Source organism: Virgibacillus proomii (assembly GCF_900162615.1).
GTDB lineage: Bacteria > Bacillota > Bacilli > Bacillales > Amphibacillaceae > Virgibacillus > Virgibacillus proomii.
Map to the genome: position 1 here is coordinate 114,414 of NZ_FUFN01000010.1, position 24,853 is coordinate 139,266.

19 protein-coding genes, 4 tRNA genes, 2 rRNA genes and 1 other annotated feature are annotated in these 24,853 nt (G+C 37.8%); of the genes, 19 read left to right on the forward strand and 6 right to left on the reverse strand.

The window, feature by feature from the left end; genetic code table 11:
* Positions 1 to 11 precede the first annotated feature (11 nt).
* Positions 12 to 185 (reverse strand): YhjD/YihY/BrkB family envelope integrity protein, encoded by a 174-nt coding sequence (locus tag BN1066_RS21210; RefSeq protein ID WP_077321417.1) that lies wholly within the window; start codon positions 183 to 185, stop codon positions 12 to 14.
* 454 nt (positions 186 to 639) lie between these two features.
* Here BN1066_RS21210 and BN1066_RS08580 point away from each other — a divergent pair, with 454 nt between their 5' ends.
* The 3 genes from BN1066_RS08580 to BN1066_RS08590 all read left to right on the forward strand — a co-directional run bounded on the left by BN1066_RS08580 (position 640) and on the right by BN1066_RS08590 (position 3,338).
* Positions 640 to 1,104 (forward strand): DUF948 domain-containing protein, encoded by a 465-nt coding sequence (locus tag BN1066_RS08580; RefSeq protein ID WP_179104335.1) that lies wholly within the window; start codon positions 640 to 642, stop codon positions 1,102 to 1,104.
* 1 nt (position 1,105) lies between these two features.
* A complete protein-coding gene (locus BN1066_RS08585) occupies positions 1,106 to 1,561 on the forward strand; it encodes a DUF948 domain-containing protein (RefSeq protein ID WP_077319064.1) in 456 nt (151 codons plus the stop codon).
* Between the two features lie 565 nt (positions 1,562 to 2,126).
* Positions 2,127 to 3,338, forward strand: coding sequence for an RtcB family protein (locus BN1066_RS08590; protein WP_483887727.1), 1,212 nt, complete (start codon positions 2,127 to 2,129; stop codon positions 3,336 to 3,338).
* Positions 3,339 to 4,065: 727 nt separating this feature from the next.
* Here BN1066_RS08590 and BN1066_RS08595 read toward each other — a convergent pair.
* Positions 4,066 to 4,503, reverse strand: a complete 438-nt coding sequence (locus BN1066_RS08595) for a DUF948 domain-containing protein (RefSeq protein WP_077319066.1) — start codon at positions 4,501 to 4,503, stop codon at positions 4,066 to 4,068.
* Positions 4,504 to 5,151: 648 nt separating this feature from the next.
* Between BN1066_RS08595 and cwlD the strand changes: the two genes are divergently transcribed.
* Positions 5,152 to 5,886, forward strand: a complete 735-nt coding sequence (gene cwlD, locus BN1066_RS08600; RefSeq protein ID WP_077319067.1) for an N-acetylmuramoyl-L-alanine amidase CwlD — start codon at positions 5,152 to 5,154, stop codon at positions 5,884 to 5,886.
* Between the two features lie 1,008 nt (positions 5,887 to 6,894).
* The gene (locus tag BN1066_RS08605) at positions 6,895 to 7,953 is read left to right on the forward strand and encodes an Mrp/NBP35 family ATP-binding protein (RefSeq protein ID WP_077321418.1); all 1,059 of its coding nucleotides are present in this window, start codon (positions 6,895 to 6,897) and stop codon (positions 7,951 to 7,953) included.
* Positions 7,954 to 8,017: 64 nt separating this feature from the next.
* On the opposite strand, the gene gerD is transcribed toward BN1066_RS08605, so the two are convergent.
* Positions 8,018 to 8,698: a spore germination lipoprotein GerD gene (gene gerD, locus BN1066_RS08610; RefSeq protein ID WP_077319068.1), complete on the reverse strand. Its 681-nt coding sequence runs from the start codon at positions 8,696 to 8,698 to the stop codon at positions 8,018 to 8,020.
* A gap of 160 nt (positions 8,699 to 8,858) precedes the next feature.
* On the opposite strand from gerD, the gene BN1066_RS08615 reads away from it, so the two are divergent.
* Positions 8,859 to 9,530, forward strand: a complete 672-nt coding sequence (locus BN1066_RS08615) for a KinB-signaling pathway activation protein (protein ID WP_077319069.1) — start codon at positions 8,859 to 8,861, stop codon at positions 9,528 to 9,530.
* A gap of 120 nt (positions 9,531 to 9,650) precedes the next feature.
* On the opposite strand, the gene pdaB is transcribed toward BN1066_RS08615, so the two are convergent.
* Positions 9,651 to 10,409, reverse strand: coding sequence for a polysaccharide deacetylase family sporulation protein PdaB (pdaB, locus tag BN1066_RS08620; RefSeq protein ID WP_077319070.1), 759 nt, complete (start codon positions 10,407 to 10,409; stop codon positions 9,651 to 9,653).
* An 837-nt stretch (positions 10,410 to 11,246) separates the two neighbouring features.
* On the opposite strand from pdaB, the gene BN1066_RS08625 reads away from it, so the two are divergent.
* The 7 genes from BN1066_RS08625 to BN1066_RS08655 all read left to right on the forward strand — a co-directional run bounded on the left by BN1066_RS08625 (position 11,247) and on the right by BN1066_RS08655 (position 17,651).
* Positions 11,247 to 11,471, forward strand: coding sequence for a hypothetical protein (locus BN1066_RS08625; protein WP_077319071.1), 225 nt, complete (start codon positions 11,247 to 11,249; stop codon positions 11,469 to 11,471).
* Positions 11,472 to 13,019: 1,548 nt separating this feature from the next.
* A 16S ribosomal RNA gene (locus tag BN1066_RS08630) occupies positions 13,020 to 14,584 on the forward strand.
* A 231-nt stretch (positions 14,585 to 14,815) separates the two neighbouring features.
* Positions 14,816 to 14,892: transfer RNA gene (locus tag BN1066_RS08635), tRNA-Ile, on the forward strand.
* A 21-nt stretch (positions 14,893 to 14,913) separates the two neighbouring features.
* Positions 14,914 to 14,986: transfer RNA gene (locus BN1066_RS08640), tRNA-Ala, on the forward strand.
* Between the two features lie 250 nt (positions 14,987 to 15,236).
* Positions 15,237 to 17,034: a sequence feature (mutual gap in cmsearch alignment for this rRNA model is longer than 100), on the forward strand.
* A gap of 146 nt (positions 17,035 to 17,180) precedes the next feature.
* A 5S ribosomal RNA gene (gene rrf / locus BN1066_RS08645) occupies positions 17,181 to 17,296 on the forward strand.
* A 131-nt stretch (positions 17,297 to 17,427) separates the two neighbouring features.
* Positions 17,428 to 17,499 (forward strand) — tRNA-Asn (locus BN1066_RS08650).
* Positions 17,500 to 17,580: 81 nt separating this feature from the next.
* Positions 17,581 to 17,651 (forward strand) — tRNA-Thr (locus BN1066_RS08655).
* Positions 17,652 to 18,275: 624 nt separating this feature from the next.
* On the opposite strand, the gene BN1066_RS08660 is transcribed toward BN1066_RS08655, so the two are convergent.
* Positions 18,276 to 19,433, reverse strand: a complete 1,158-nt coding sequence (locus BN1066_RS08660; protein ID WP_077319072.1) for a tyrosine-type recombinase/integrase — start codon at positions 19,431 to 19,433, stop codon at positions 18,276 to 18,278.
* 17 nt (positions 19,434 to 19,450) lie between these two features.
* The gene (locus BN1066_RS08665; protein ID WP_077319073.1) at positions 19,451 to 20,488 is read right to left on the reverse strand and encodes a hypothetical protein; all 1,038 of its coding nucleotides are present in this window, start codon (positions 20,486 to 20,488) and stop codon (positions 19,451 to 19,453) included.
* A 285-nt stretch (positions 20,489 to 20,773) separates the two neighbouring features.
* Between BN1066_RS08665 and BN1066_RS08670 the strand changes: the two genes are divergently transcribed.
* The 6 genes from BN1066_RS08670 to BN1066_RS08695 all read left to right on the forward strand — a co-directional run bounded on the left by BN1066_RS08670 (position 20,774) and on the right by BN1066_RS08695 (position 24,840).
* On the forward strand, positions 20,774 to 20,959 hold the full coding sequence (locus BN1066_RS08670) for a hypothetical protein (RefSeq protein WP_077319074.1): 186 nt from the start codon (positions 20,774 to 20,776) through the stop codon (positions 20,957 to 20,959).
* 96 nt (positions 20,960 to 21,055) lie between these two features.
* Positions 21,056 to 21,271 carry a hypothetical protein gene (locus BN1066_RS08675; RefSeq protein ID WP_077319075.1) on the forward strand — a complete coding sequence of 72 codons (216 nt, stop codon included), beginning with the start codon at positions 21,056 to 21,058 and terminating at the stop codon, positions 21,269 to 21,271.
* Between the two features lie 34 nt (positions 21,272 to 21,305).
* Entirely contained in the window at positions 21,306 to 21,518 is a 213-nt protein-coding gene (locus tag BN1066_RS08680) for a helix-turn-helix domain-containing protein (protein ID WP_342745596.1), read from the forward strand.
* Complete coding sequence (locus BN1066_RS08685; protein WP_179104336.1) at positions 21,508 to 22,359, forward strand: bifunctional DNA primase/polymerase; 852 nt, start codon at positions 21,508 to 21,510, stop codon at positions 22,357 to 22,359. The genes BN1066_RS08680 and BN1066_RS08685 overlap by 11 nt, the downstream gene beginning before the upstream one ends.
* Positions 22,337 to 23,806: a hypothetical protein gene (locus BN1066_RS08690; RefSeq protein WP_077319077.1), complete on the forward strand. Its 1,470-nt coding sequence runs from the start codon at positions 22,337 to 22,339 to the stop codon at positions 23,804 to 23,806. The genes BN1066_RS08685 and BN1066_RS08690 overlap by 23 nt, the downstream gene beginning before the upstream one ends.
* A 422-nt stretch (positions 23,807 to 24,228) precedes the next feature.
* On the forward strand, positions 24,229 to 24,840 hold the full coding sequence (locus BN1066_RS08695; RefSeq protein WP_077319078.1) for a hypothetical protein: 612 nt from the start codon (positions 24,229 to 24,231) through the stop codon (positions 24,838 to 24,840).
* Positions 24,841 to 24,853: the final 13 nt, after the last annotated feature.

Sequence of the window (24,853 nt, forward strand, 5' to 3'; positions counted from 1 at the left end):
CGCTTAAAAAATTATCCCGATAGGAAAAACCAGTGAAGTAAAATAATAATACCACCAAGACTGCCATAAGTTGCAGAATAGTTGCAGAAATTGCTAATATAGAAGAAGAATCCAAGAGAGATAAGCGGCCATAATACTTGCAGTAATTGCTTCAGGAAAAATATGGTTAAAGAAAAGCTGTTTATTTAGCGCAAATCGGTATAAAATAAGAAGAAATCCAGTTAATATAATAAAGCTGATAAGCCATCTTAATGCTTGAAAGAACAAGTCTAAGCTCTTGTAAAGTCAAAAAAAGCATCTAAAAAAGCGAAAATGACATCACCAAATACTAGAACAATATTCGCAATCATAAAAGTAATGATCATGTGAAGGGTTAGACCTAGAGCGACAGGCGAACAAGTATGAAATGCCTTCTACTTCAAAGCTGGTTTGATAGCAGAAGATAGGTATTAAAGAACGTTACTTTTTTGTACGTAGTGTAGATGGTGAATTAGTGTTGCAATTTGCAGGTAGGGCTCTTCGTTTGGATTATGCAAACGTTACTTAGTCTTAGTTACATAAGGGCAGGGGACACGTATAACGTTTCATTCCACTTGACGAGTGGTATAATGCAAAATAGAGAAAGGGGGACGTCCCAAGGTGGAAGATATTTTATATTTGACGCTATTAATCGTTGCAATTGCATTTGCCATAACGGTTATATATATTGCGGTTGTGCTCTTCCGTGTAGCGAAGTTGCTAAAAACAATGGGGGGTACATTAGGACGAGTTGACGCAGAAATGAAACAAGTACTTCCTGATTTAAAAAATACACTACACGAAGCCCATGTTGCAGTTAGTGATGTAGAAGAAAAGTTAAAATCAACCGATCCATTATTTGCAACAGTAGAGAACTTTGGTAACTCTGTGAACAATATCAATCAAGCCTTACAAAAGGCGGATTCTACATTAACTAGCAGTGAGTTTGAGAAGCAAACGAAGCCATATATTGAAGGAATTCGTTGGACAGAAACAGCTTTTTATTTATATAACAAGTGGAAGAAAAAAGAACAGGATATGGAAGTATCCAACGTATCGATGAAACATACTGGGAAAGAGGGATAACATGTTAGAGGTAGGAGTATTACTAATTGGAGTAGCCTTCTTAGTCATTGCTATCTTTGTTAGTCATGTATTAAATAATTTAGCTGGCGTACTACGTGGGGTGGAGAAAACAATCGAGAAATTACCTGATCAAATGGACTCGATGGTGAAGGAAACAAGTGGATTAATTCGTGAAAGCAATAATACTTTAGCAGATATTAATGATAAAATGAAACAATTAAGTCCGTTATTTTATGTGATGAACGATGTAGGGAATGTAACACAAAAATTTTCTTCCTCGTTAGTTCATGTAACAGAGACACTAAAAAACAAAGCAGAAACAGCAAAAGATGAACTAGGTAAAAATAAAGGCGGCCTATATGGCTCATTTGCTATGGGCTATTATTGGTTGAAAAAACGCCTGCAGCAAAAAAAGCAACCGCATGAAGGAACAACGAACCATACTGAGGAAAAGTAGGTATCCTTATTAGACCAAATTCCATTAGCTTAGATAAGAGCGGTGACTAGAGAAGGATTATATAGCACTGGTTAGCCGGTTGTTAGAAGTGAAGATGTCTTGTAAATAAGAATACAAAAAAAGGATCTATTTGTTATCTGCTTGATAGATTAGTCAATAGAAAAATAACAATATAACGCTTTAATAGTTTCAAATAAATACCGATATTAATGAAAGAAATAGGTGGCTTATTTAGAGATCTACTTCAAATAGGTTGCCTTTTCTAATTTATGCAAAAAATTATCACGGCATATTAAGGTTCTGTGAGACTCCTATGTTTAGGAAAAAAGATTTGTGAATGGGATGAAGCTTTATAAAGCCGTTATAAAATGTTAGAATATTCATTTAATGTTAATCGATCTATTATGTATTACAGATATTAGCGGTTATTACTTTTGCTAGGAAAAGAAGTTCAATTGTACTCTTAGAAAACGTCAGTCATACCCGAATAATCTAAAATGATTTTTTCAGAAGGTGGAGGGCGATGACTATAACAGATATTACTTCATGGTGTAGGAGGATAGCATTGAAAAATTTTATCGAAATACAGGGGAGCTATAGTAGTGCAAAAATCTTTACTGATAATATTGAAGAAGGAGCACTTCAGCAAGTAAATGATATTTGTAACCAAGAATTTGCTAAGGGGAGTAAAATACGAATCATGCCAGACGTGCATCAAGGTATAGGGTGTGTGATTGGCACAACGATGACCATTACAGACAAAGTAGTTCCCAATTTAGTTGGCGTCGACATAGGTTGTGGTTTAAGCTATACGTTTATTAATGTAGATAAAAATGACATTCCTTATGAAATGCTGGATGATGTAATTCGTAAGATGATCCCAAGTGGACAAAAAGTAAGAGGGCGTGTACACCCTGCTGTAAATGTGTTTGACGATTTTAATAGTATTCGTGCTCCTTTAAGAAAGGTAGATCGGATTAAAAAAAGTTTAGGTACTCTTGGTGGTGGTAACCATTTTTTGGAGTTAAATGAAGTAGAGCCAGGAAAGGTTGCACTTGTCGTTCATTCTGGTTCCCGTAACTTAGGAAATCAAATTGCTTCTTATTATCAAAACCTAGCATACCAACAACTGACAGATATTTTCCTAAAACGGGAGCAGCTTATTCTGAAACTTAAACAACAAGGTAAGGAAGAAGAAATTAGTGCAGAACTTAAGAAATTAATACCGAAAAAAATACGCAAGGATATAGCGTATTTACAAGGAGACGCACTAGATGATTATCTGAATGATATGAGAATTACACAGCACTATGCTTGGTTAAACAGAAAGGTGATGCTAGAGGAAATATGTAAACATATGGGCTGGGATGGAAAAATAGCGAGTGAGATATACTCAACAGCACATAATTATATCGACTTGGATACGAAGATATTACGTAAAGGTGCTATCTCTGCACAAATCGGAGAGAAAGTAATCATTCCGATAAATATGAAGGAAGGTAGTATTCTGGCTAACGGAAAGGGAAACCCGGATTGGAATTGTTCCGGTCCACATGGAGCAGGAAGGGTAATGAGTCGCTCGAAGGCTAGAGAAAGTGTCAGCTTCAAGGAATTTAAGGAGTCTATGAAAGATGTATGGACTTCTTCAGTCACAAAAAGCACCATGGATGAAGCGCCAATCGTCTATAAACCGAAAGAAGAAATCATCGATAAAATTGCCGATACTGTTACGATTGAAAAACTAATCAAGCCTGTATATAATTATAAAGCTAATTAAGAAAATATACGTTACGGTTTTTATTTAAGACTTTTCTTCCGAGTTGATAAATTATTATGACGCCGCTTAGGTCGATCAATAGTTCATATAAAAAGACCAGCCATTCATTTAAAACTACTTGGGCTGATCTTTTTTACGTTGTCTAAAAATTTATATATGATTCAGCATGGCAATAAACTTTTTTGAAAATTAGCTACGTCTAGCCTAAACGCTTCATGCTGCTAGCAAAGTTAAACCCTCTTCCTACGATAGTCAACATCGGCTCGAATCTAAAGGGAGGCCAACTAAAGCAGGCTTTTCGCTCAGGTGTCGGCATAACCCCTGTTTTAGAGCATGTTTTCTTTATCTTTAATGTGAGGAACCGTATTTCTGTCATTTGAAAAATCCGCTTACTATTTTACGAACTTGATGAGAGAGGAAAGGCTCCTAAATTCCCGATTCGTTTGAAAATTACAGGACAAGAAAAGCTACGTCAGCGATACATCGTACGCAGAAAAGTGATTTCCTTTTGGATGGAGAAAAGCACTTATTGAATGAAGTTTCACTCTATCCCGTCAGAAGTTCTGCCGTTTGTACGTCACCCGAGCGCTTCTAGCTTTTGTTATGTTAAGAAGCGTAGAAGTTGATGTTACATCGTAAACATGTTGATTCTTGGTAGATGTACAACCAGTGTCCTTGCCAAGCTCTAACATAGGTCAATTATTACTAGCTTTCTTTAAGTATTCGTTTAGTTCATATCGATGGTATTATGCTTTTTATTATACTGCATAATAAAATATGCTAATGTTACAAGACCGTATATGCCTTCTAAGTGATTCTTGCTTGTAAATGCATTTCCTTCTGATTTGGAATTTCTAACTTGCATGATAGCATTTGTCATCGATGCTGAGATTGAATTTGCAGCACGGGTCGCATCTCCTACCATATGGAAAATAGGCGTTAATTCCTTTACTTGTTTGTTGACTTCATGAAGTGTCTTATTTCCCATATGAAGTGTATCTTTCACTTGGTCTGTAAGTTCTTCTACTTGCTCAGGGAGTTTACTTGTCGTATTTTGTAGGTTCCGTAACACCCCTGCTAATTTTAAAAGTGGTTTAATTAATAAAATCACAAGTACAAATAGAGCAATACCAATAATTGTAACTCCTATTCCTAACCAATCCATTCGCTAAAAAGCTCCTTTCTTCAAGCTTGGTAAAAATTCTTTGCTTCTCACTAAAACCGGATTACAAAAGTTCTAAAATGGTTGCCTATTGCCTATGAAGTAACGCTTTTTTACAAACATTTTCTTTACTCCATTTGCAACGTTTCGAACGGGGAAGGACATTTTAATCATATCACGGATGTTTAAGTACGTCGTAAATGTAGCTTAGATTTACTGTTCAAAAAATACTTCTCGCACATATTTATCCCCTAATTTTGCTTAATCATACTCTTAATATCATTCTAAAGGGTGGCGCTAAACAGTCGTTTTAACTAGCCAACCATAAACTTCCTTTCACCACTAGAAGCTCAATAATCGAAGGTGAATTGCCCTGAATCGTCATTTATCCCGTTTTTCCGATGAATCGAATTACTTTTTACGCATTGTTTAATGGTAAAGGGCAATTTTAGTACTGAATTTATGGAATGCTGTCGTTTTTAATAACCTTAAGCGCTGTATAACAGTTAATGACCTTAACAAAAACAAGATATGTATCTCGTTAATATACCACGAAATAATGAAAAGTAAACAAGCAGTAAACTGTTTATTGACATATTTTCATTGCCTGTCCCATAAACTAGAACACGATAATTAAAAGGGGACGAGACTATGAAACGAGGTTACCAAATTATTATTTGGATAGCGGGAGCAATTTTATTAGTATATCTCATATGGCTGCCAATAAGGGAAAATCAGGCGAGTACGTCAGGATCTTCTTTTTCATTACCTTTATCGGGAAAAACGATTGTCATTGATCCGGGGCATGGTGGTCCAGATGGAGGTGCGGTAGGCAAAGACAATACACAGGAAAAGGATATTTCGCTAAAGGTTTCTAAAATGCTACAGAAGTATTTACAACAGGTAGGTGCACTTGTTTACTTGACGCGGGAAACGGATAAAGACTTAGCTTCAAGTGAAACAAAAGGCTTTTCAAAACGCAAATCGGAGGATATCCGAAATCGCTTGGCTTTTATTCATGAAAAAGAAGCGGATTTTTTTATAACCTTACATTTAAATGCGTTACCGTCACCGAAGTGGAGGGGAGCACAAACATTTTACAACCCCCGTAAGGATGAAAATAGACATTTAGCTAAGATGATACAGGCGGAATTAATTCGTAATTTAGAAAATACCAACCGGACAGCATTAGCTATTAATAATGTTTATTTATTAAAGCATGCAGAAGTGCCAGGGGCTTTAGTTGAAATAGGGTTTTTATCAAATGAATCTGAGCGCGAGCTGTTAAAAGATGAAAATTATCAGCAAAAAGTAGCGGCAAGCGTGTACAAAGGGATTTTACGCTACGCAACGGAAGACGTAGAAAATGAAGAAACGAAGAATTAAGAAATGTATAGTTTATAGTAACTTATGCTGCATTAAGGTCCCCGTCTTCGAGAGAAAAAGTTAACGGTACTTCATGCATATCCGATCGGAACAACAGGAAAGGAAAACTACTTGAATAAGCATGTATTAAGAAAAAGTATTTCAAGCATCATCAAGAACATATTGACAGCGGTATATCGATTTTTCAAAAGCTACCCGAGATCATCACCTTTTTTGTCAGTAGCTGTTGTCTAGCTTATGTGATTGAGCGACTAGTAAACTTAAATCTTTTCCCACTACGATAAAAATCGGCTTGAATCTAAAGGAAGGCCGACTAAAAGCGGCTTGCTGCTCAGGCGTCGGCATACCCCTGTTTTAGTGGCATGTTTCCTTCATCCCGAATGTAAGAATCTGTATTTTTCTCGTTTTAAAATTTGCTAATGATTTTGTGTCATGTTGAGAAAAACGGCACCTAAATTTCCGATTGGTTCAGATGTCTTAGGTCATACCTTTACGGTACTAACTTTTCTTGGGAAAAGCTTCCAAGAAATGAATGTCACTTTATCTTGACAGAAACTCTCCAGTTTGTACATCGCACCGAGTGCTGCTTTTGTTCTATTTCTCATCAGTAGGAATTCTAGGAAAAGTCCCGTTTAAAGAGTTTCATTTTTCAGTTACTTGGCCCTATTTGAACACATATAAGTAAGTAAACATTTTAAAGCAGGGAATCATTATACCAGAGGTTTAGTGGTATCCTAGTTTCTTTCATTTAAAAGAATTTTATGGTGATAATGGAGCAAACTCATAAACTGCTGGATGATTTATCCCGCATGTAAGGTGTCGTAAAACTCCCACATCAAGACCTGAGTTGATACAAAAGGGTCTAAGTGGGAGAAAACGACACCTAAATGCCCGATTCGTTCAACTAACATTCAGTAGGAGATGAAAGAAAACTCCTATTGAATGAAGTTTCACTTTATTTTATGTTATACTGACGTTGTATGCATTTACAAAGGGATGGTGATTCGAATGCTAACTAAAGAAGAAGTAATCCAACTGCTTAACCCTGTTAAGGATCCGTTTTTACATATAACGTTTGAAGAAACGAAAGGCGTAAAAGAAGTAACCATAAGGGAAGAGAAAAAACATGTCAGTGTTAAGCTTGCCATTGCTAAGACCAATACTGCTGAACAGATGCAGCTTCAGCAGGAAGTTGTTGGAATTCTAAAAAGAAATGGTGCTTCAACAGTAGGTTTACGGTTTGAACAGTTGCCGGAAGAAATTATTCGGAAGTATCAGCCTGTTGCTGATCAAAAGCAAGAGGCTGCTCTAATGGGGGGGGACACCAAAACGAAATTTATTGCCGTCTCCAGTGGAAAAGGCGGTGTCGGAAAATCCACTGTAACTGTTAATTTAGCCGTTTCTTTAATGCGTTTAGGGAAAAAGGTCGGAATAATTGATGCCGATATTTATGGGTTTAGTGTACCTGATATGATGGGAATAGAAGAACGTCCTAAAGTGCGTGGAGAGAAAATCATACCAGTTGAACGATTTGGAGTAAAAGTGATTTCTATGGGCTTTTTTGTAGAGGACAATTCGCCGATTATTTGGCGTGGTCCAATGCTCGGCAAAATGCTAAATAGTTTTTTTAAAGAAGTAGAGTGGGGAGACTTGGACTACTTATTACTTGATTTGCCACCAGGAACTGGAGATATTGCCATGGATGTACATGAATTACTTCCATCTTGTAAGGAGGTAATTGTAACAACACCACATCCTACCGCGGCATTTGTTGCAGCTCGTGCTGGGCAGATGGCGTTAAAAACAAATCATGAAATATTAGGTGTAGTTGAAAACATGGCTTATTTTGAGAGTGAACTTACTGGACAGAAGGAGTATGTATTTGGTCGCGGAGGTGGAAAAAAGCTCGCGGAAGTATTGAAAACAAAGGTACTTGGTCAATTACCGCTACAACAGCCGTATGAAGAAGAGGATGTATTTGCACCATCTGTGTATCAACAGGATCATCCAATTGGACAAGCTTACCATAAAATTGCCGCTAGAATCGTTGCCCAATTAGAGGAATAAATAAAAGGGTGTCTCATCCGTAATTTGGATTTGAGGCGCCCTTTTGTTTTATATTAATTTATAATTAGCTGCCGCCACCTGATTCGCCGGCACCGCCGCCACCGGCACCACCGCCATCACCGCCATCACCATCACCACCGCCGGCACTCTGTTCTTGATCCTCTTTTCCTTGTTGTTGTTTTCCTTGTTTTTCTGCCGCTTTAAGCAAGGTTTCCTGCATTTTTTCTTGGAAAAGTGGTGTTTCCAATGTTTGTTGGATCGTTTCTTCAAGGTGTTCGCGGAACTGTTGACTCTTAACTACTTTGAGCATTTGCTCATTCATTTCTGGATTTTGCAATAGTTCAAGCATTTGTTTTTGATAATCAGCATCATTCATTAAACTTTTCATCAGTTTAATATGTTCTTCCTTCATTGATTTTGTATATTCTTTTACAAAATCGACATCTTGAAACAAAGTAGTCCACATTTGTTTCCCTTTGTCGGATACAAGTGCTTCGTTTATAGATTTTTTTACAACATCTGATTCCAAAACTAATTCTTGCTTCATTTTTTCATCTGTCATAATTTCACGTAATGCTTTTTTACCATCTTCTGTTTGTAATATATCAACAACCATTTTCTTAGTTGCATCATAATCTCCTTCTTTGTCAGAGGCATTTCCATTGTTACAGCCACTGATAAGCATGACAGCTAATACGATAACAGTGATAATTATAAGCTTTAGTTTAAACCGATTTATGATCATTTGGAAATCCTCCCTCCTTCCTCCTTAATATGAGTAACTAAGTAAAAAATATTCGTTTTGTAAGGAAAAAACGGTTACTTCATGATAGAATACGGAAGGGAGGGAACTTTTTTCAAACAAAGACAATCAACTTATGTTACATATATAGGGGGAAATGGGTTTGAATAGTCGAAAATTAGTGCATTTCTTTTTTAAAACCTTGTTTATTGGCGGACTTACAGGCCTTTTCACCAGCTTTTTTGTAAAAGCTGAGGAGTATGCAGCGAATCTAAATCCCATTAATTGGATGGAATTATTTGGACTCATTCTATTTTTCATAGGTTTAGGACTAGTATTTAGTGTAGTGAGCCAAACCGGTTTTTTTGCTTACTTATTTATCAATCGTTTTGGGTTAAGCTTATTTCGCTCATTTTGGCCAACTGTTCAGGTCTTATTAATCGCAATTGTTGTTTTTGACTTGGTTTATTTTCCGTATCAAGCTACGAAAGATGAGGTAGCTATTTATTGGTATATCATCATGTCAGCAGTAATTTTAACTTATGGCTTCATCGTGGCAAAATTAAAGGCTAAAGAAACGAATAAGAAAGCGTTTATTCCAGCCTTGTTTTTAATGGTAGTCATAACTACCATTGAGTGGGTTCCTGGCTTACGCACAGAGGGGACAGATTATGCGTGGTTAATGATTATTCCATTACTTTCATGTAATACATACCAACTATTGGCATTACATCGAATTAATCGTGATAATTCCAACTCTAAATCAACCAGAACTGTAAACAAGCAGACAAAAAATAAACAAAGTGGCAAAAATGTTAAAACGTCGGTAAGATGAATTCTTACCGACGTTTTGTTTGTATTTTAAAACAAAAGATGTAGTCGAATTTATGTCGTAAATATTTTGTAACTATGTGTACTAAGATATTCCTTTTGTTAACGATAGACTACTTTTGAATTAGTCGACCAGTTTTGAATTGGCATGTGCTTGGTTAATTAATTCTGTCATCGGAACAAAGTTAAAACCTTTGTTCTTTAAACCTGGTAAGACCGTTTTTAGTGCTACTGCGGTTTGCTTTGCTGAATCAGATGCATGAAGCAAAATAATATCACCATTTGTCGTGTTTTTCATTACATGATCAACGATTGCTTCGGTGCCAGGACTTTTCCAATCGTTCGGATTAACGTTCCAATGGATGATGTTATATCCCATATTTTCAGCTAACTCAATAATTTCTTTATTAAAGTGGCCATTAGGAGGTCGAAGCAACTTTACTTCTTTATACCCCATTTTATCAAATACTTCACGTGCTTTTCGTAAATCGGCTTGAACAGTTTCAATTTCTTGTTCCAAATAACTTTTATAGCGATAACCAAGAATCCCTAATTCATGCTTATTTTCTGTAATCTTTTCCACGATATCCGGATGCCTCTCTGCCCATTCTCCGCTGAGAAAAAATGTAGCTTGGATATTTTTCTCTTTTAGCTGTTTCAGGATATCATGCACTCGTTCTTCTCCCCAGCTAATATTAAAAGTTAAAGCGATGTTTTTTTCATTTGCATTTCCTTTCGTCATTGCAGTAGGTTCATTATTGGAAAACACAGAAAAGGATCCATCTCTTTCAAGCCAAATTAACGTTGCTGTAAAAAAAGCGATAATCAGTAATGTAACCCAGCGCTTCCATTTGTTAAAGCGCCATACATAGAAGTGCTCCATTTTATTTTACTACCTCCTCTTCCATCTTGGTTTATCCCCCATTTAAGGTGCTGTAAGATTCTCTCTCGCTTCAAGAGTTGTAGAGAATACGACGAAGTCTAAGTGGAGATATTAGCACCTAATGTCCGCTTCATTTAGGGAAACAGGACAAGAAAGACTACGAAGCGATACATCACAAGCAGAAAAAGCGTACTTCTTTTTCAAGGGCTCCCGAGATTTAGCCTATATTCCTTTCTAATCTGTAGAGTTGTGAAGGAAAGGCCTACTGAATGAAGATTTTCTTTATCTGATGTATGTTCATGAAATATTAAGTAGGGTATTCTGCAGCATGACAGTACTTTTTTGAACAAGCCTTATTAAAAACGTATGTAATCAGCAATGAATTAAGAACAATCATTTAAAAGTATGAATAGATGGGAGCTTTATTACGAAGAATAAAATCTTAATAGGTGAGAGAAAATTTTACCTTACAATGACAACTGGATGATTTGCTCGCTTCATAGGCTTGAAAGTTAGTGGAGTTTTTAAGTATAAGAAAAAAAGAAAGTATTTATCGCTAAAAACCGACATAATTCGCTATAAGATGCGAATAGTTGTATATGATGTTTGTTTTTACCTAAGATAGTCATTACCTCAAATAAAGCTCTAAACCAAAAGGAGCTTTTTCTACTATATCTATTTATGAAAAGTTAAATCCCCAGCTACCGTCCGTTACGTAGAAAAAAGTGAATAGAAGTTAACTTTACCAGTAGGGAAATTTTTTCTTATTTCTAAAATAGCCTTTGTCTAAACTAATAATGAACATAATTGCATAAAAATTCTAGGCGGTGAATATAATTGTTAGGTTTATTAATCAATGACACAGAACAAAAGGAATTAGAATATTTAATTAGAAGAGAGTTAGAGGAACTATTAATGGATTTAGAAGATCGACGTATTGATAATATAGTTAAAGAAGCTATGAGAGAAAGGTACCAAATGTTGTTTCAATTATTTCGTAGAGTAGCAAGTGAGAGGGAGTGCTTAAAATATATGCCAAAACATAGCGGTAATCACCAATAATGACAGCTGTGTTGGTGGGAGAAAAGAAAAGTCTTTAATAATTCCATATGGTAGCTTGGCTATACCGAATAGAATGTCTTTTTTTGGAAAAAATCGGAATGAACATTCTAACTTATATTTAAGGTGCTGTAATATTTTCGCTTCAAATAAAATACGAAGAAGTATAAGTAGGAGATAACGCACCTAAATGCCTAATTCGTTTGGTCCGGTGGACAGGGCAGAGAAGCTTGGAAGGAAAAAGCTTCACAGCAACACATCGTGATTTTTTCAGGGTGCTCTCCGAGATTTTAATCTTTATTCTACTACCGATCAAAAGGGTTATGGAAAAATCTCACGGAAGAGAGTTTCTCCTTATATGAAGGAACGGGTCTAATTTATAATGGAGATATTTAATTAGATGAAGTGACGAATTATGGCTTGTGTTATAAGTAAGGATCCTTTCATGTCTTAAAGGACGTGTTTCAAAAGAAATAAAAAGAAATTGAGAAGATCAAAGTAGCATAATGTCGATGGTACATTTAACTTTATCTGACCTAAACCATAAGAATTCGAGCGGCTTTTTACCTGCTTTTTGGAGTATCGTTTTTGAAAGTGGATTTGTCTAGCTTGAGCTGTAGTCTCGCTCTTCTGCCTACAATAAGTCAACATCGGTTCGAATCTAAAGGAAGGTCGACGAAAAGCGCCTGCCCTCTCAGGAGTCGGCATACCCCTGTTTTTAGAGGTGTGTTTTCTTTTAACACGAATGGAAGGAGCCGTATTTCCCTCGTTTGAAAAATCTGTTTATTGTTTTTTGAACTTTATCAGGAAATGGCTCCTAAATTCCCGGATCTTTTAGGTATACGGGACAGAAAAGCTTCTTGAATAAACTTCGCATCTTTTTCAGAGAGAAAAGCTCTTCTTGAATGCCGTTTCGCTTGATCTTGAGAAGTTCTCCAGTTTGTACGGCGCTACCTAAGCGCTTAACGCTTTTTTTCCTTCCAAAAGTGTTAGGGGGCTTTTAATCTGATAGGAAAGTCTAGAGAGCGGTGTAAGATCACCCTGTTTTGGAAATACAAATACAATTTAAGTAAATAGTATGAGTTATTATTAATGTGTTTTGTCACGAGCTTATCTCTCTTTTAAAGTCTGTGCGCAGAAACGGTTACTCCTAGTAAATAAAAATAAAATTGTTAACCTTTTTTGACGGTGTTATATGGATATAATGTTAGTTTTCTAGACAGATTCTTTTACAAAAGAATTTTTTTGTTTTTTCTATTGCTATTTATGTGTTTATATGCTATATTAGTTTCTGTTGTCAACAAATGACACAATCAATAATCGGAGAAAACAAAGCAAAAAATATTTAAAAAAACTGTTGACAATCACTTCAAACCATGATAAATTATATCTTGTCGCAAAAAACGACAAAATAAAAAATTGCTCTTTGAAAACTGAACAAAACAACCAGTATGTCAAGAAAAGCAGTCTCTGTTTTTCTAAGAAATAACTCAAGAGAGATCTTGAGAGAAGCTAAGAAATAATGAAGAACGGTGTTTTTCATTACAAACTTTTTTGGAGAGTTTGATCTTGGCTCAGGACGAACGCTGGCGGCGTGCCTAATACATGCAAGTCGAGCGCGGGAAGCAAGCAGAACCCCTTCGGGGGTGACGCATGTGGAACGAGCGGCGGACGGGTGAGTAACACGTGGGCAACCTGCCTGTAAGACTGGGATAACTCCGGGAAACCGGGGCTAATACCGGATAATACGTTTTCTTGCATAAGGAGACGTTAAAAGGCGGCGCAAGCTGTCACTTACAGATGGGCCCGCGGCGCATTAGCTAGTTGGTGGGGTAAAAGCCTACCAAGGCGACGATGCGTAGCCGACCTGAGAGGGTGATCGGCCACACTGGGACTGAGACACGGCCCAGACTCCTACGGGAGGCAGCAGTAGGGAATCTTCCGCAATGGACGAAAGTCTGACGGAGCAACGCCGCGTGAGTGAAGAAGGTTTTCGGATCGTAAAACTCTGTTGTTAGGGAAGAACAAGTGCCGTTCAAATAGGGCGGCACCTTGACGGTACCTAACCAGAAAGCCCCGGCTAACTACGTGCCAGCAGCCGCGGTAATACGTAGGGGGCAAGCGTTGTCCGGAATTATTGGGCGTAAAGCGCGCGCAGGCGGTCTTTTAAGTCTGATGTGAAAGCCCACGGCTTAACCGTGGAGGGCCATTGGAAACTGGAGGACTTGAGTACAGAAGAGGAGAGTGGAATTCCACGTGTAGCGGTGAAATGCGTAGAGATGTGGAGGAACACCAGTGGCGAAGGCGACTCTCTGGTCTGTAACTGACGCTGAGGTGCGAAAGCGTGGGTAGCAAACAGGATTAGATACCCTGGTAGTCCACGCCGTAAACGATGAGTGCTAGGTGTTAGGGGGTTTCCGCCCCTTAGTGCTGCAGTTAACGCATTAAGCACTCCGCCTGGGGAGTACGGCCGCAAGGCTGAAACTCAAAAGAATTGACGGGGACCCGCACAAGCGGTGGAGCATGTGGTTTAATTCGAAGCAACGCGAAGAACCTTACCAGGTCTTGACATCCTCTGACGGCCCTAGAGATAGGGAGTTCCCTTCGGGGACAGAGTGACAGGTGGTGCATGGTTGTCGTCAGCTCGTGTCGTGAGATGTTGGGTTAAGTCCCGCAACGAGCGCAACCCTTGATCTTAGTTGCCAGCATTCAGTTGGGCACTCTAAGGTGACTGCCGGTGACAAACCGGAGGAAGGTGGGGATGACGTCAAATCATCATGCCCCTTATGACCTGGGCTACACACGTGCTACAATGGATGGAACAAAGGGCAGCGAAGCCGTGAGGCCAAGCAAATCCCACAAAACCATTCTCAGTTCGGATTGCAGGCTGCAACTCGCCTGCATGAAGCCGGAATCGCTAGTAATCGCGGATCAGCATGCCGCGGTGAATACGTTCCCGGGTCTTGTACACACCGCCCGTCACACCACGAGAGTTGGTAACACCCGAAGTCGGTGAGGTAACCGTAAGGAGCCAGCCGCCGAAGGTGGGACCAATGATTGGGGTGAAGTCGTAACAAGGTAGCCGTATCGGAAGGTGCGGCTGGATCACCTCCTTTCTAAGGAATAAGATAAAGCGTAAGCGTTCGTTTAGCGACGAATGAACTGGACGGAACTGAAGGAGATGAAGGAAACACGAAGAGCCGAAAGGCGAATTGATGTTGACTTATCGTACGGAGGTGAAGGAAGTTTCACTAGTCGCTGAACGCTGGAGCTGACTATACGGAAGACATATTAGGTTGTTTGGTTCAGTTTTGAGAGAGTGATTTATCACTTTTACATTCGAAGATGGGCCTGTAGCTCAGCTGGTTAGAGCGCACGCCTGATAAGCGTGAGGTCGGTGGTTCAAGTCCACTCAGGCCCACCATCTGATCATAAAAATTTACATGGGGCCTTAGCTCAGCTGGGAGAGCGCCTGCCTTGCACGCAGGAGGTCAGCGGTTCGATCCCGCTAGGCTCCATTTTTGTACCTTGAAAACTAAATAAGAGTAACAACGACATCAAACCAAAAGCTGAAGCGAATGCTTAGCGACATACGGACTGGACTGAACCGTAGGAGATAAAGGAAACACGAAGAGCCGAAAGGCGAATCGATGTCGACTTATCGTACGAAGGGGAAGGAAGTCAGGCAAGTCGCTATGAGCGGAAGCTAGATTAACCAAAAGCAATAAAGGCGAAAAAGCGTCTAGCTTATTTCACATAAAGCGAGTTAGTTAAGTGAATAAGGGCGCACGGTGGATGCCTTGGCACTAGGAGCCGAAGAAGGACGGGACTAACACCGATATGTCTCGGGGAGTCGTAAGTAGACGTTGATCCGGGAATTTCCGAATGGGGGAACCCACTGTTCGTAATGGAACAGTACCTCTATCTGAATACATAGGGTAGAGGAGGCAGACCCGGGGAACTGAAACATCTCAGTACCCGGAGGAAAGGAAAGCAAATGCGATTTCCCAAGTAGCGGCGAGCGAAACGGAACGAGCCCAAACCAGAAGGCTTGCCTTCTGGGGTTGTAGGACACTCCATAGGAGTTACCAAGAAGTTCTTTAGATGAAGCGATCTGGAAAGATCCGCCAAAGGAGGTAACAGCCCTGTAATCAAAAAGGAACTTCCTCCGGAGTGGATCCTGAGTACGGCGGAACACGAGAAATTCCGTCGGAATCCGGGAGGACCATCTCCCAAGGCTAAATACTCCCTAGTGACCGATAGTGANTCTAGTGAGCTCATAGGTGCCCGTACCGCAAACCGACACAGGTAGGCGAGGAGAGAATCCTAAGGTGAGCGGGAGAACTCTCGTTAAGGAACTCGGCAAAATGACCCCGTAACTTCGGGAGAAGGGGTGCTCCTTGTAGGAGGAGCCGCAGTGAATAGGCCCAAGCGACTGTTTAGCAAAAACACAGGTCTCTGCGAAGCCGAAAGGCGAAGTATAGGGGCTGACACCTGCCCGGTGCTGGAAGGTAAAGGGGAAGCGTTAGTACTTCGGTACGAAGCGTAGAACTGAAGCCCCAGTGAACGGCGGCCGTAACTATAACGGTCCTAAGGTAGCGAAATTCCTTGTCGGGTAAGTTCCGACCCGCACGAAAGGTGCAACGACTTGGGCACTGTCTCAACGAGAGACCCGGTGAAATTATACGATGCGTGAAGATGCGCATTACCCGCGACAGGACGGAAAGACCCCGTGGAGCTTTACTGTAGCCTGATATTGAATGTTTGTACAGCTTGTACAGGATAGGTGGGAGCCATCGAAGCGTGAGCGCCAGCTTACGTGGAGGCACCCGTGGGATACCACCCTGGCTGTATGAACCTTCTAACCCAGGGCCGTGATCCGGTCCGGAGACAGTGTCAGGCGGGCAGTTTGACTGGGGCGGTCGCCTCCCAAAAGGTAACGGAGGCGCCCAAAGGTTCCCTCAGAATGGTTGGAAATCATTCGCAGAGTGTAAAGGCAGAAGGGAGCTTGACTGCGAGACCTACAAGTCGAGCAGGGACGAAAGTCGGGCTTAGTGATCCGGTGGTTCCGCATGGAAGGGCCATCGCTCAACGGATAAAAGCTACCCCGGGGATAACAGGCTTATCTCCCCCAAGAGTTCACATCGACGGGGAGGTTTGGCACCTCGATGTCGGCTCATCGCATCCTGGGGCTGTAGTCGGTCCCAAGGGTTGGGCTGTTCGCCCATTAAAGCGGTACGCGAGCTGGGTTCAGAACGTCGTGAGACAGTTCGGTCCCTATCCGTCGTGGGCGTTGGAGGTTTGAGAGGAGCTGTCCTTAGTACGAGAGGACCGGGATGGACACACCGCTGGTGTACCAGTTGTTCCGCCAGGAGCACAGCTGGGTAGCTACGTGTGGCAGGGATAAGTGCTGAAAGCATCTAAGCATGAAGCCCCCCTCAAGATGAGACCTCCCATCACGTCAAGTGAGTAAGATCCCTCAAAGATGATGAGGTAGATAGGTTCGAGGTAGAAGCGTGGTGACACGTGAAGCTGACGAATACTAATCGATCGAGGACTTAACTAAATCTAATGGAAAGATAGTCGTTGAATGATCTCTTATTTAGTTTTTAAGGTATGATCCATATTTTTTGATAAAAAGTACTTGCTTTTTTTACGAAAACAATTATAATAAGTCTTGTGCCTATTTTTTAGAACAATATAAACATCATGTCTGGTAGCAATAGCGGAGAGGTCACACCTGTTTCCATACCGAACACAGAAGTTAAGCTCTCCAGCGCCGATGGTAGTTGGGGCTTTGCCCCTGCAAGAGTAGGACGCCGCCAGGCATTTTTCAATACATATAGCATGAGGTGTATATATTAAATCTCAAAATAATTATAAATACATCTATTTTGTGGTATAATATTTATTGATGCTATCTGTTGAGAACAGTGGCTATCTCATATATTTAGATTATTCCACAGTAGCTCAGTGGTAGAGCAATCGGCTGTTAACCGATCGGTCGTAGGTTCGAATCCTACCTGTGGAGCCTTTTTATGCTTCCATAGCTCAGTCGGTAGAGCACCACCATGGTAAGGAAGGGGTCGCAAAATAAAATTTTATAAAATACGCTCCCATAGTTTAACGGCAAAACATTGCCATGGTAAGGCAAAACTGTCGGTTCGATTCCGACTGGGAGCTTATTTTTTTTGGCTTTCTAATTGAGAAAATGAGTTTTAGGGGCTTATTAGGGGCTTATTTTTTAAAAGTGTATAGAAAAAGAAGGATATATTATTTCGTAATTGGCTGGCCTCTTATAGTATTCAATTTCTAATACCGCGGAAAAAGTACTAAAGCTGGGTGTAGAAATTCTTCCACACATGTGTGGAAATTTTTCTACACCCTAAAAGTGCAAAAAAAGCGATAATATCAACGTTTGTGAGCTTTTTGTCTATGGTGTCCTATCTCACTCTCTATATATACGGCAGAAAAAAATAGTATATGTTTTGTTATGCTGTGAATAGTCTTTTTGTGCGGATCGATTATTGAACAATTTAAAGAAAAACTATTAAAGGTAGTATTACTACATAGAAACTATCGGAAGAATACCATGATGCCATAAAAAACCTGGGCTGGATGGATATGATATGGGAACATGATGTTGGACAAGCCTTTTTTATTGGTGCTACCTCTTTTTTCACGTGTCTGGACATGGCTGATAGATTTTCTTAAGCTGTTGATAGACACGTTAGGGGTTCCCTCGCAAACTTCCATCAGCCCATTATTGCAATAAAAAACACCATGCTAAATGGTGTATGTGATGGCTTACAAAATATCATTAAACATGTCAGCCAATTTTTTATCTTTTTCTTTATCATAATGACCATAAGTATCAACTGTAGTTGAAATATTGGCATGTCCCAATCTTTTAGAAATGTCTTTAATTCCAGCTTCCTTATTTAATAAATATGTTGCGTGAGTATGTCTTAAATCGTGAAAACGAACTTTTTTAAAACCAGTACGTTCTAAAAATCGACTAAACCATCGGCTAGGGACGGCAGGGTATAATGGCTTACCAAATTCACTTGAAAATACAAAGAAATGTTTACCACTTTCCCATAATTCCTCTGTCTTTATTCGATCAGTATTTTTTACATGCTTATGTTTTTTTAATTCATTCATAATTTCTGGAGCAACCGCAACTTTTCTAATAGAATTGGGTGTTTTAGGCTCTTTCAACTTATATCCGCTATGCTTGGTGTATCCAATCGAATAGCGTACATTAATGGTGTTATCTTTAAATTTCACATCATCCCATTGTAAGGCTAACAATTCGCCTCTACGCATTCCCGTTGTAACAGCTAGTTTAATTAACAGACTCATTTGTTTATTTTTTTCTTTATCAAGCAAAATCATTAGTTCTTTTATTTCATCATTTGTGTATACCGAACCTTTTTTATACTTAACAGAAGGACGATCTACTTTATCCATAGGATTCTTCTTTATAACTTCATTTGTTACCGCTAATTTAAAGATGCCATTTAATATATTGTAATGCTTATTAATAGTACTGCTTGCAAGACTTATTGCATCTAGCTCTTGAATATATTGCTTAATATGATTATGGGTTAATTGATCCATTTGGTAACCACCTAAATGTTTATAAATGTGGTTATTTAATATTCGTTGATATGTGTCAATTGTGCTATCAGAAACGCGTTTCTTTAGGTTGCTCATATATTGTTTTTCAGCGTAAATTTTTAATGTTGTGTTGGAAGGTGCAACATATTCCCCAGTTTCAACCTCTGTAATGAACTCAGCACGTTTTTTTCGTGCTTCAACAATTCCCGAAACAGTGACAGTTCGCTTTCTTTTTATTTGTTTACCATTGCTATCATACCCACAATAGACAATTAGCCGATACCTTTCTAATTTACCATCTTTCGCTTTCCCCATGTATTCAATACCAGCATTCTTACTCATAATCAATCATTCCTTTCCTAGTTTCTCTTCTTTTTTCTTTTATTCCTAGATGCCATTTCGCAACTTGAACGAGCTCTAAAGGGTAGTGTCGGACAAAATTTCATCTTATCATTAGGTGCTTCAAATAAATGCTCACAATACTCACATTTTTTAAAGTTTGGCTTTTTAAGCATTGCGTGTATGATTTGGTTGTAGGCAAACTGAAACAAATTATTATAATGACTTTTAAGTTTATGTCCCTTTTTAGTACTAACCAACGACCAATTAAACAGTTTAGAAAAAATTGAGTTATTGATTAAATCGGAAAGATATTCTGTTTCATATTTTAAAAGTGTTTCATCATCAATCGTTTTAAAATAATCAAGTTTAGACTTTCTTAACGCGATATTAATATGTTTGTTGTTACTATCATTTGTAGTTGATTCTATATATTGAATTTCCCTCTCTTTAATTTTTTCCGTATTATTCATCATAATGCTTTCAAATACTTCGAAAATTACCTTATACTCCATTAGTTGTAAATTGAGCTCTACAAAATTGCAACTCGGTATGCAAATCGAATTATTAACAAGAGTTTTATCAAATGTATTAGGAAATGAAATATTACCAGTTGGTAAGCCAAATGTTTTTGAAAAATTAATGATTGATTTTATATTAAAAGGTTCTACCTTAGCAAGTTCTGTATAGAGTCCCATTGCATTACCAAGATTATAAACTTCATAATAATCTACACTTTTATCATCTGCGACAATAACGGAATTTTTAATGTCCTTCACAATATCCTCTTCTTTTTGTAAATTTTGTAAATATGAAATGATTTCTTTGGCTGAAGTTTTCTCATACTTCGCAAGTCTTACAAGATCACTATAAAGTGGTGACTTGGATTTTGAAAAATATTTATGGCTGTTGAATTTGGATTGTTCGATAAAAGACTTATAGTCATAATACTTATTTTCAATGCTATTCAACTTATTTATGTTCTTATATTGCTTGTAATTATGGAAAACAACCACGGATTGGTCGTTATATATATCATATTCAAAAAGTAGGCTCATGACGTTTTTTCTCCTTTTTAATTTTGGGTCGTTGACTTACGTTAATTTTCGTTAACTTACGTTGTTTCAACATTACATATTTATATAAATAACCACATATAAAATCTAATAAAGGTGGTTAGTGATTGAAAAACATACAAATATCTAATAATATTTACTTAACAACATCAAGTTATAAATGATGTTGTTAGGATTATATCATTATGATTAGAACTTATCAATTTACAACATTAAATTTTGCATTTATGTTGTAAATTTGAATTAATGATTGAAAGGAGTGATTAGATGCAAAACATGGATGTAAGGATTGCAATCATTGAAGCAGGATTAAAATTCTGGCAAGTAGCTGATTGCTACGATTTACATGAAGGAAATTTCAGTAGGTTGTTAAGGAAGGAGCTAAGCGGAGATGAGAAAAAAAGAATTTTTGAAGCAATTGAACAAGCTAAAGAAAAATATAAAAAATCATAAGGAGTAGATGATAATGGATAAAAAATTTCAGCAAGCGGTCATTGAATTACGAGAATATGCCACGCACCTTTCCCTTTTATTTGAAGGCTAAAAGATTTGCCAGTGCTTGTTGGTGAAGCAAATGATAAGACAGGGAAAATTAAAAGCAGTAATAGTCTGTATAATGTACAGGCAACTTTAACAACAATTCATAGATTGCTATTTTACTCAATAGTAGACTTAGACCAAATACAACTGAAAATTTCTGATATTGCTCTTACATTTGAAGAGTTGGAAGAAAATAAAAAAGCGTTTGAAAATGATATTGATTAATTCCTGATTATTATTTAAGAAAGGAGCAAGTTGAATGAATATCAAATTTGAACCAATCAAACGAAATACACTTACTGTTTCTGAAACAGCAAAATATTTAGGCGTCTCGACTGATTTAATTTATTTATTGGTGCGGGAAGGAAAAATTATTCATTTTCGTCTTGGGAGACGCATTTTATTTAAGAAAGAAGAAATAGACAAGTGGGTGCAGTCCCAAATGGTTGGTGGTTTAGATGATGAACAATAATAAAAAAGGCGTGAATGTTGCAGCATCCACACCTTCACAAGAGAGCACTAACCTTAAGGCAGCATTAGCTTATTCCGAAATGCTTAACTGGTCAGTGTTTCCTATCCATTATAAAAGCAAAGTTCCCATTACGCAACATGGATTCAAGGATGCTACTACTGACGAAAACCAGTTAATCGAATGGTGGACAAGATATCCTCATGCAGGGATAGGTCTACCGACTGGAAAAATTAATAATCTGGTGGTGCTTGATGTAGATCCAAGAAATAATGGCATTTATTCACTAGATAGATTAATAGATGAATATGAGCCTTTTCCTTATACGGTTGAATGTCTAACAGGTGGTGGAGGAAATCATTATTATTTCAGATATGATGAACGAATCAAAAAAAGTCATATACCAGGTTTTGAAGGAATCGATATCCAGAGTGATGGAAAGTACGTTGTTTTACCACCAAGCACTCACCCTAGTGGAAGAAAATATTATTGGGAAGAATCTTCTAAACCAGTCGTAAATCCTATTGCAGATATGCCTAACTGGTTAATTGATCAGTTAAAACAAAATCAAACAAACACCAATTATAATGCAAGATCAATAGAAGATTATTTAATGATACTTCAAGGGGTTCCAGATGGTAATAGAAACAACAGTATGATGACGTTAATAGGCTATTTATTAGGAAAAGGGATTGATTATAGAGTTGCTTACATGCTAGTTCTGTTATGGAACGAAAATAACGATCCTCCCCTAGACAAAAACATAGTAACGAAAGCCTTTAACAACATATTAAGAAAAGAGGCTTCAAGGAGGCTGACTCATGATAGAGGAATTGGATCATGAAGCAGGGAGGGCAGCCCAACAACCAATAAAGAAGGAAGAGAAAACACAGTCTCAAAAATTAATTGAACTTACTTCTGATATGACGCTATTTTATGACGATCAGGGAGAATCATACGCAAAAATGAAAGTAGACAACCATTATGAAGTGTGGAATGTTGAATCCGAAACAATGGAACTTATGCTAATTGATCGTTATATGAATGCATATGAAAATAAAATTCCTTCCAAAAAAGGATTAAAAGAAGCAGTCCAAGTGTTAAAAGCCAAAGCTAGATTAAGAGGGAAAAAAGAAGTTATTCATACACGAATTGCTGAAACGGATGACGCCGCTTACATCGATTTATGTAATGGAAACTGGGAAGTAATCGAAATAAAAAAAGAGGGCTGGAAAGTTATATCCAGCCCACCAGTATACTTTAAGCGCTCAAAAACTATGAAAACTTTGCCAAAGCCAAATAGAAATGGCAAAATCGATCATTTAAAACCGTTTGTTAATTTCTCGGATAAATCTGATTTCAAATTAATTATAGCATGGTTGTTATCCACGTTAAAGGAGAATAGTCCCTTTCCAATATTAATTTTACAAGGTGAACAAGGGAGTGCAAAAAGCACAACTGCTAACATATTAAGGTCAATTATTGATCCATCCAGTTTGCCATTAAGAACATTTCCAAACGATGAAATGACGCTCGCTATCGCATCTAGTAATACATGGATACTTGCATATGACAATTTAAGTGGTCTTTCTAATAAAATGAGTGATGCACTTTGTAAAATGTCTACTGGCGGAGGAATAACAACAAGAACACTTTATACTACGAATGAGGAAACAGTCTTAAAAATAAAAAGACCATGTATTTTAAATGGTATTGATGATATAGGACAAAGACCTGATTTATTGGAACGTTCGATAGTCCTTACATTACCAAGCATAAAAGCAGAAAAAAGAACAGATGAAAAAACTTTTTGGAAAGATTTTAAAGATCAACATGCAAACATTTTAGGAGCGTTATGTGACGTTGTAAGTGGGACTTTAAGAGAGCTACCATACACAAAACTAAAAAGTAAGCCAAGGATGGCAGACTTTGCTTTGTGGATTACGGCAGCTGAAAAATCCCTTGATTGGGAAAGCGATTCTTTTATAGAAATTTACAAAGCAAATATGAGTAAAGCTATAGACCTGGGGTTGGAGTTAGATCCAATTGCAGTTGCAGTTCAGGAGTTAATGTCAGAAAGAAATGAATGGATTGCAACAACAACGGAAACATTAAATCAATTAAAATCTCATGCGGAAAAAGAAGTGATAATTTCGCCATCATGGCCAACTCCGAATAAATTAAAAGACAGATTAAGAAGAATTGCACCTTCATTAAGAACAAAGGGAATTGAATATGTTGAGTTACCTCGCAGTAGTAAAGGTGGGATGATAAAAATAAATAAATTTTAACCTACACAGCCTACATTGTCTTCATTCTTTATCCTTCAAAAGTGTATGTAGTGTAGGTAATGTAGGCAGGTTTCGACTTTAGAAAACTGTATGATTTCTAGAAATATACTTTTTAATTTTGGAAGAGGAAAAAATATATTGCTTATCTATTTGTCTGACAGAAATAATCATTAAAAAGTTTAATTTACCAACACTTTTAAAATAAAAGCTTATAATTTTGTCAGACAAATAGTCGCTAACTATAAAAATATAATTATGTCGGACAAAAACCTTTGAAAAACAAGTCTAACCATTGGTATTACAGTTTTGAGTGTGTCGGACAAAGAGGATATTCAATTTTTATCTAACACATTACTTTAAAAAGATGGTCTAGTGCTTGGTATGAAAGGACTATCCTAGTCTGACAAGGAGGTAATAAGAATATGGAAATCATATATAAAATGTTAAAGGATGTAGAACGATTGAGGCAAGATGTTATGCGAGAAATCAATGAAATTGGTGCTAATGATCAAACCACGAAAAAAACTACAGTTTATCCAATGGCAAAGATAGAACCGTTAATGGTTGAGGGCTATCCTGTTTTTCGATTTGGGTATGAAGGGTTGTTACCCATATTTATAGAAGATGATTATGAATATTTGTCGATGATTAGGAACTATTATTTCCGTGCAACGCTTGATAGTTACGATTTTAAAAGATTTAGGCTACCTGTTATGAAGGAAGTTGTTGTCATATTCGTTCAATATTTTCTAAATAAAAAAATCGGGGATTTGAATAATCGTAACAAAAAATATATCCAAGATGCAATACGACAGACAAGACTCTTTGGTGATGATGACTGGCAAAACGTTTGGAACATGGATATTGGTTTTTTGGATAACGAAAAAGATCACATTCAAGTGTATGTGGTCGAAAGAAAAAACCTATCATCTTTTATGGGTTACCTAATGAAATATCATGAAAAATTAAAGGATGGTACAAATTATTTGCCGACAAAAGCGGAATATGAAAAATATTTCGCTAACGAAAAATAAGATAAAAGCACAC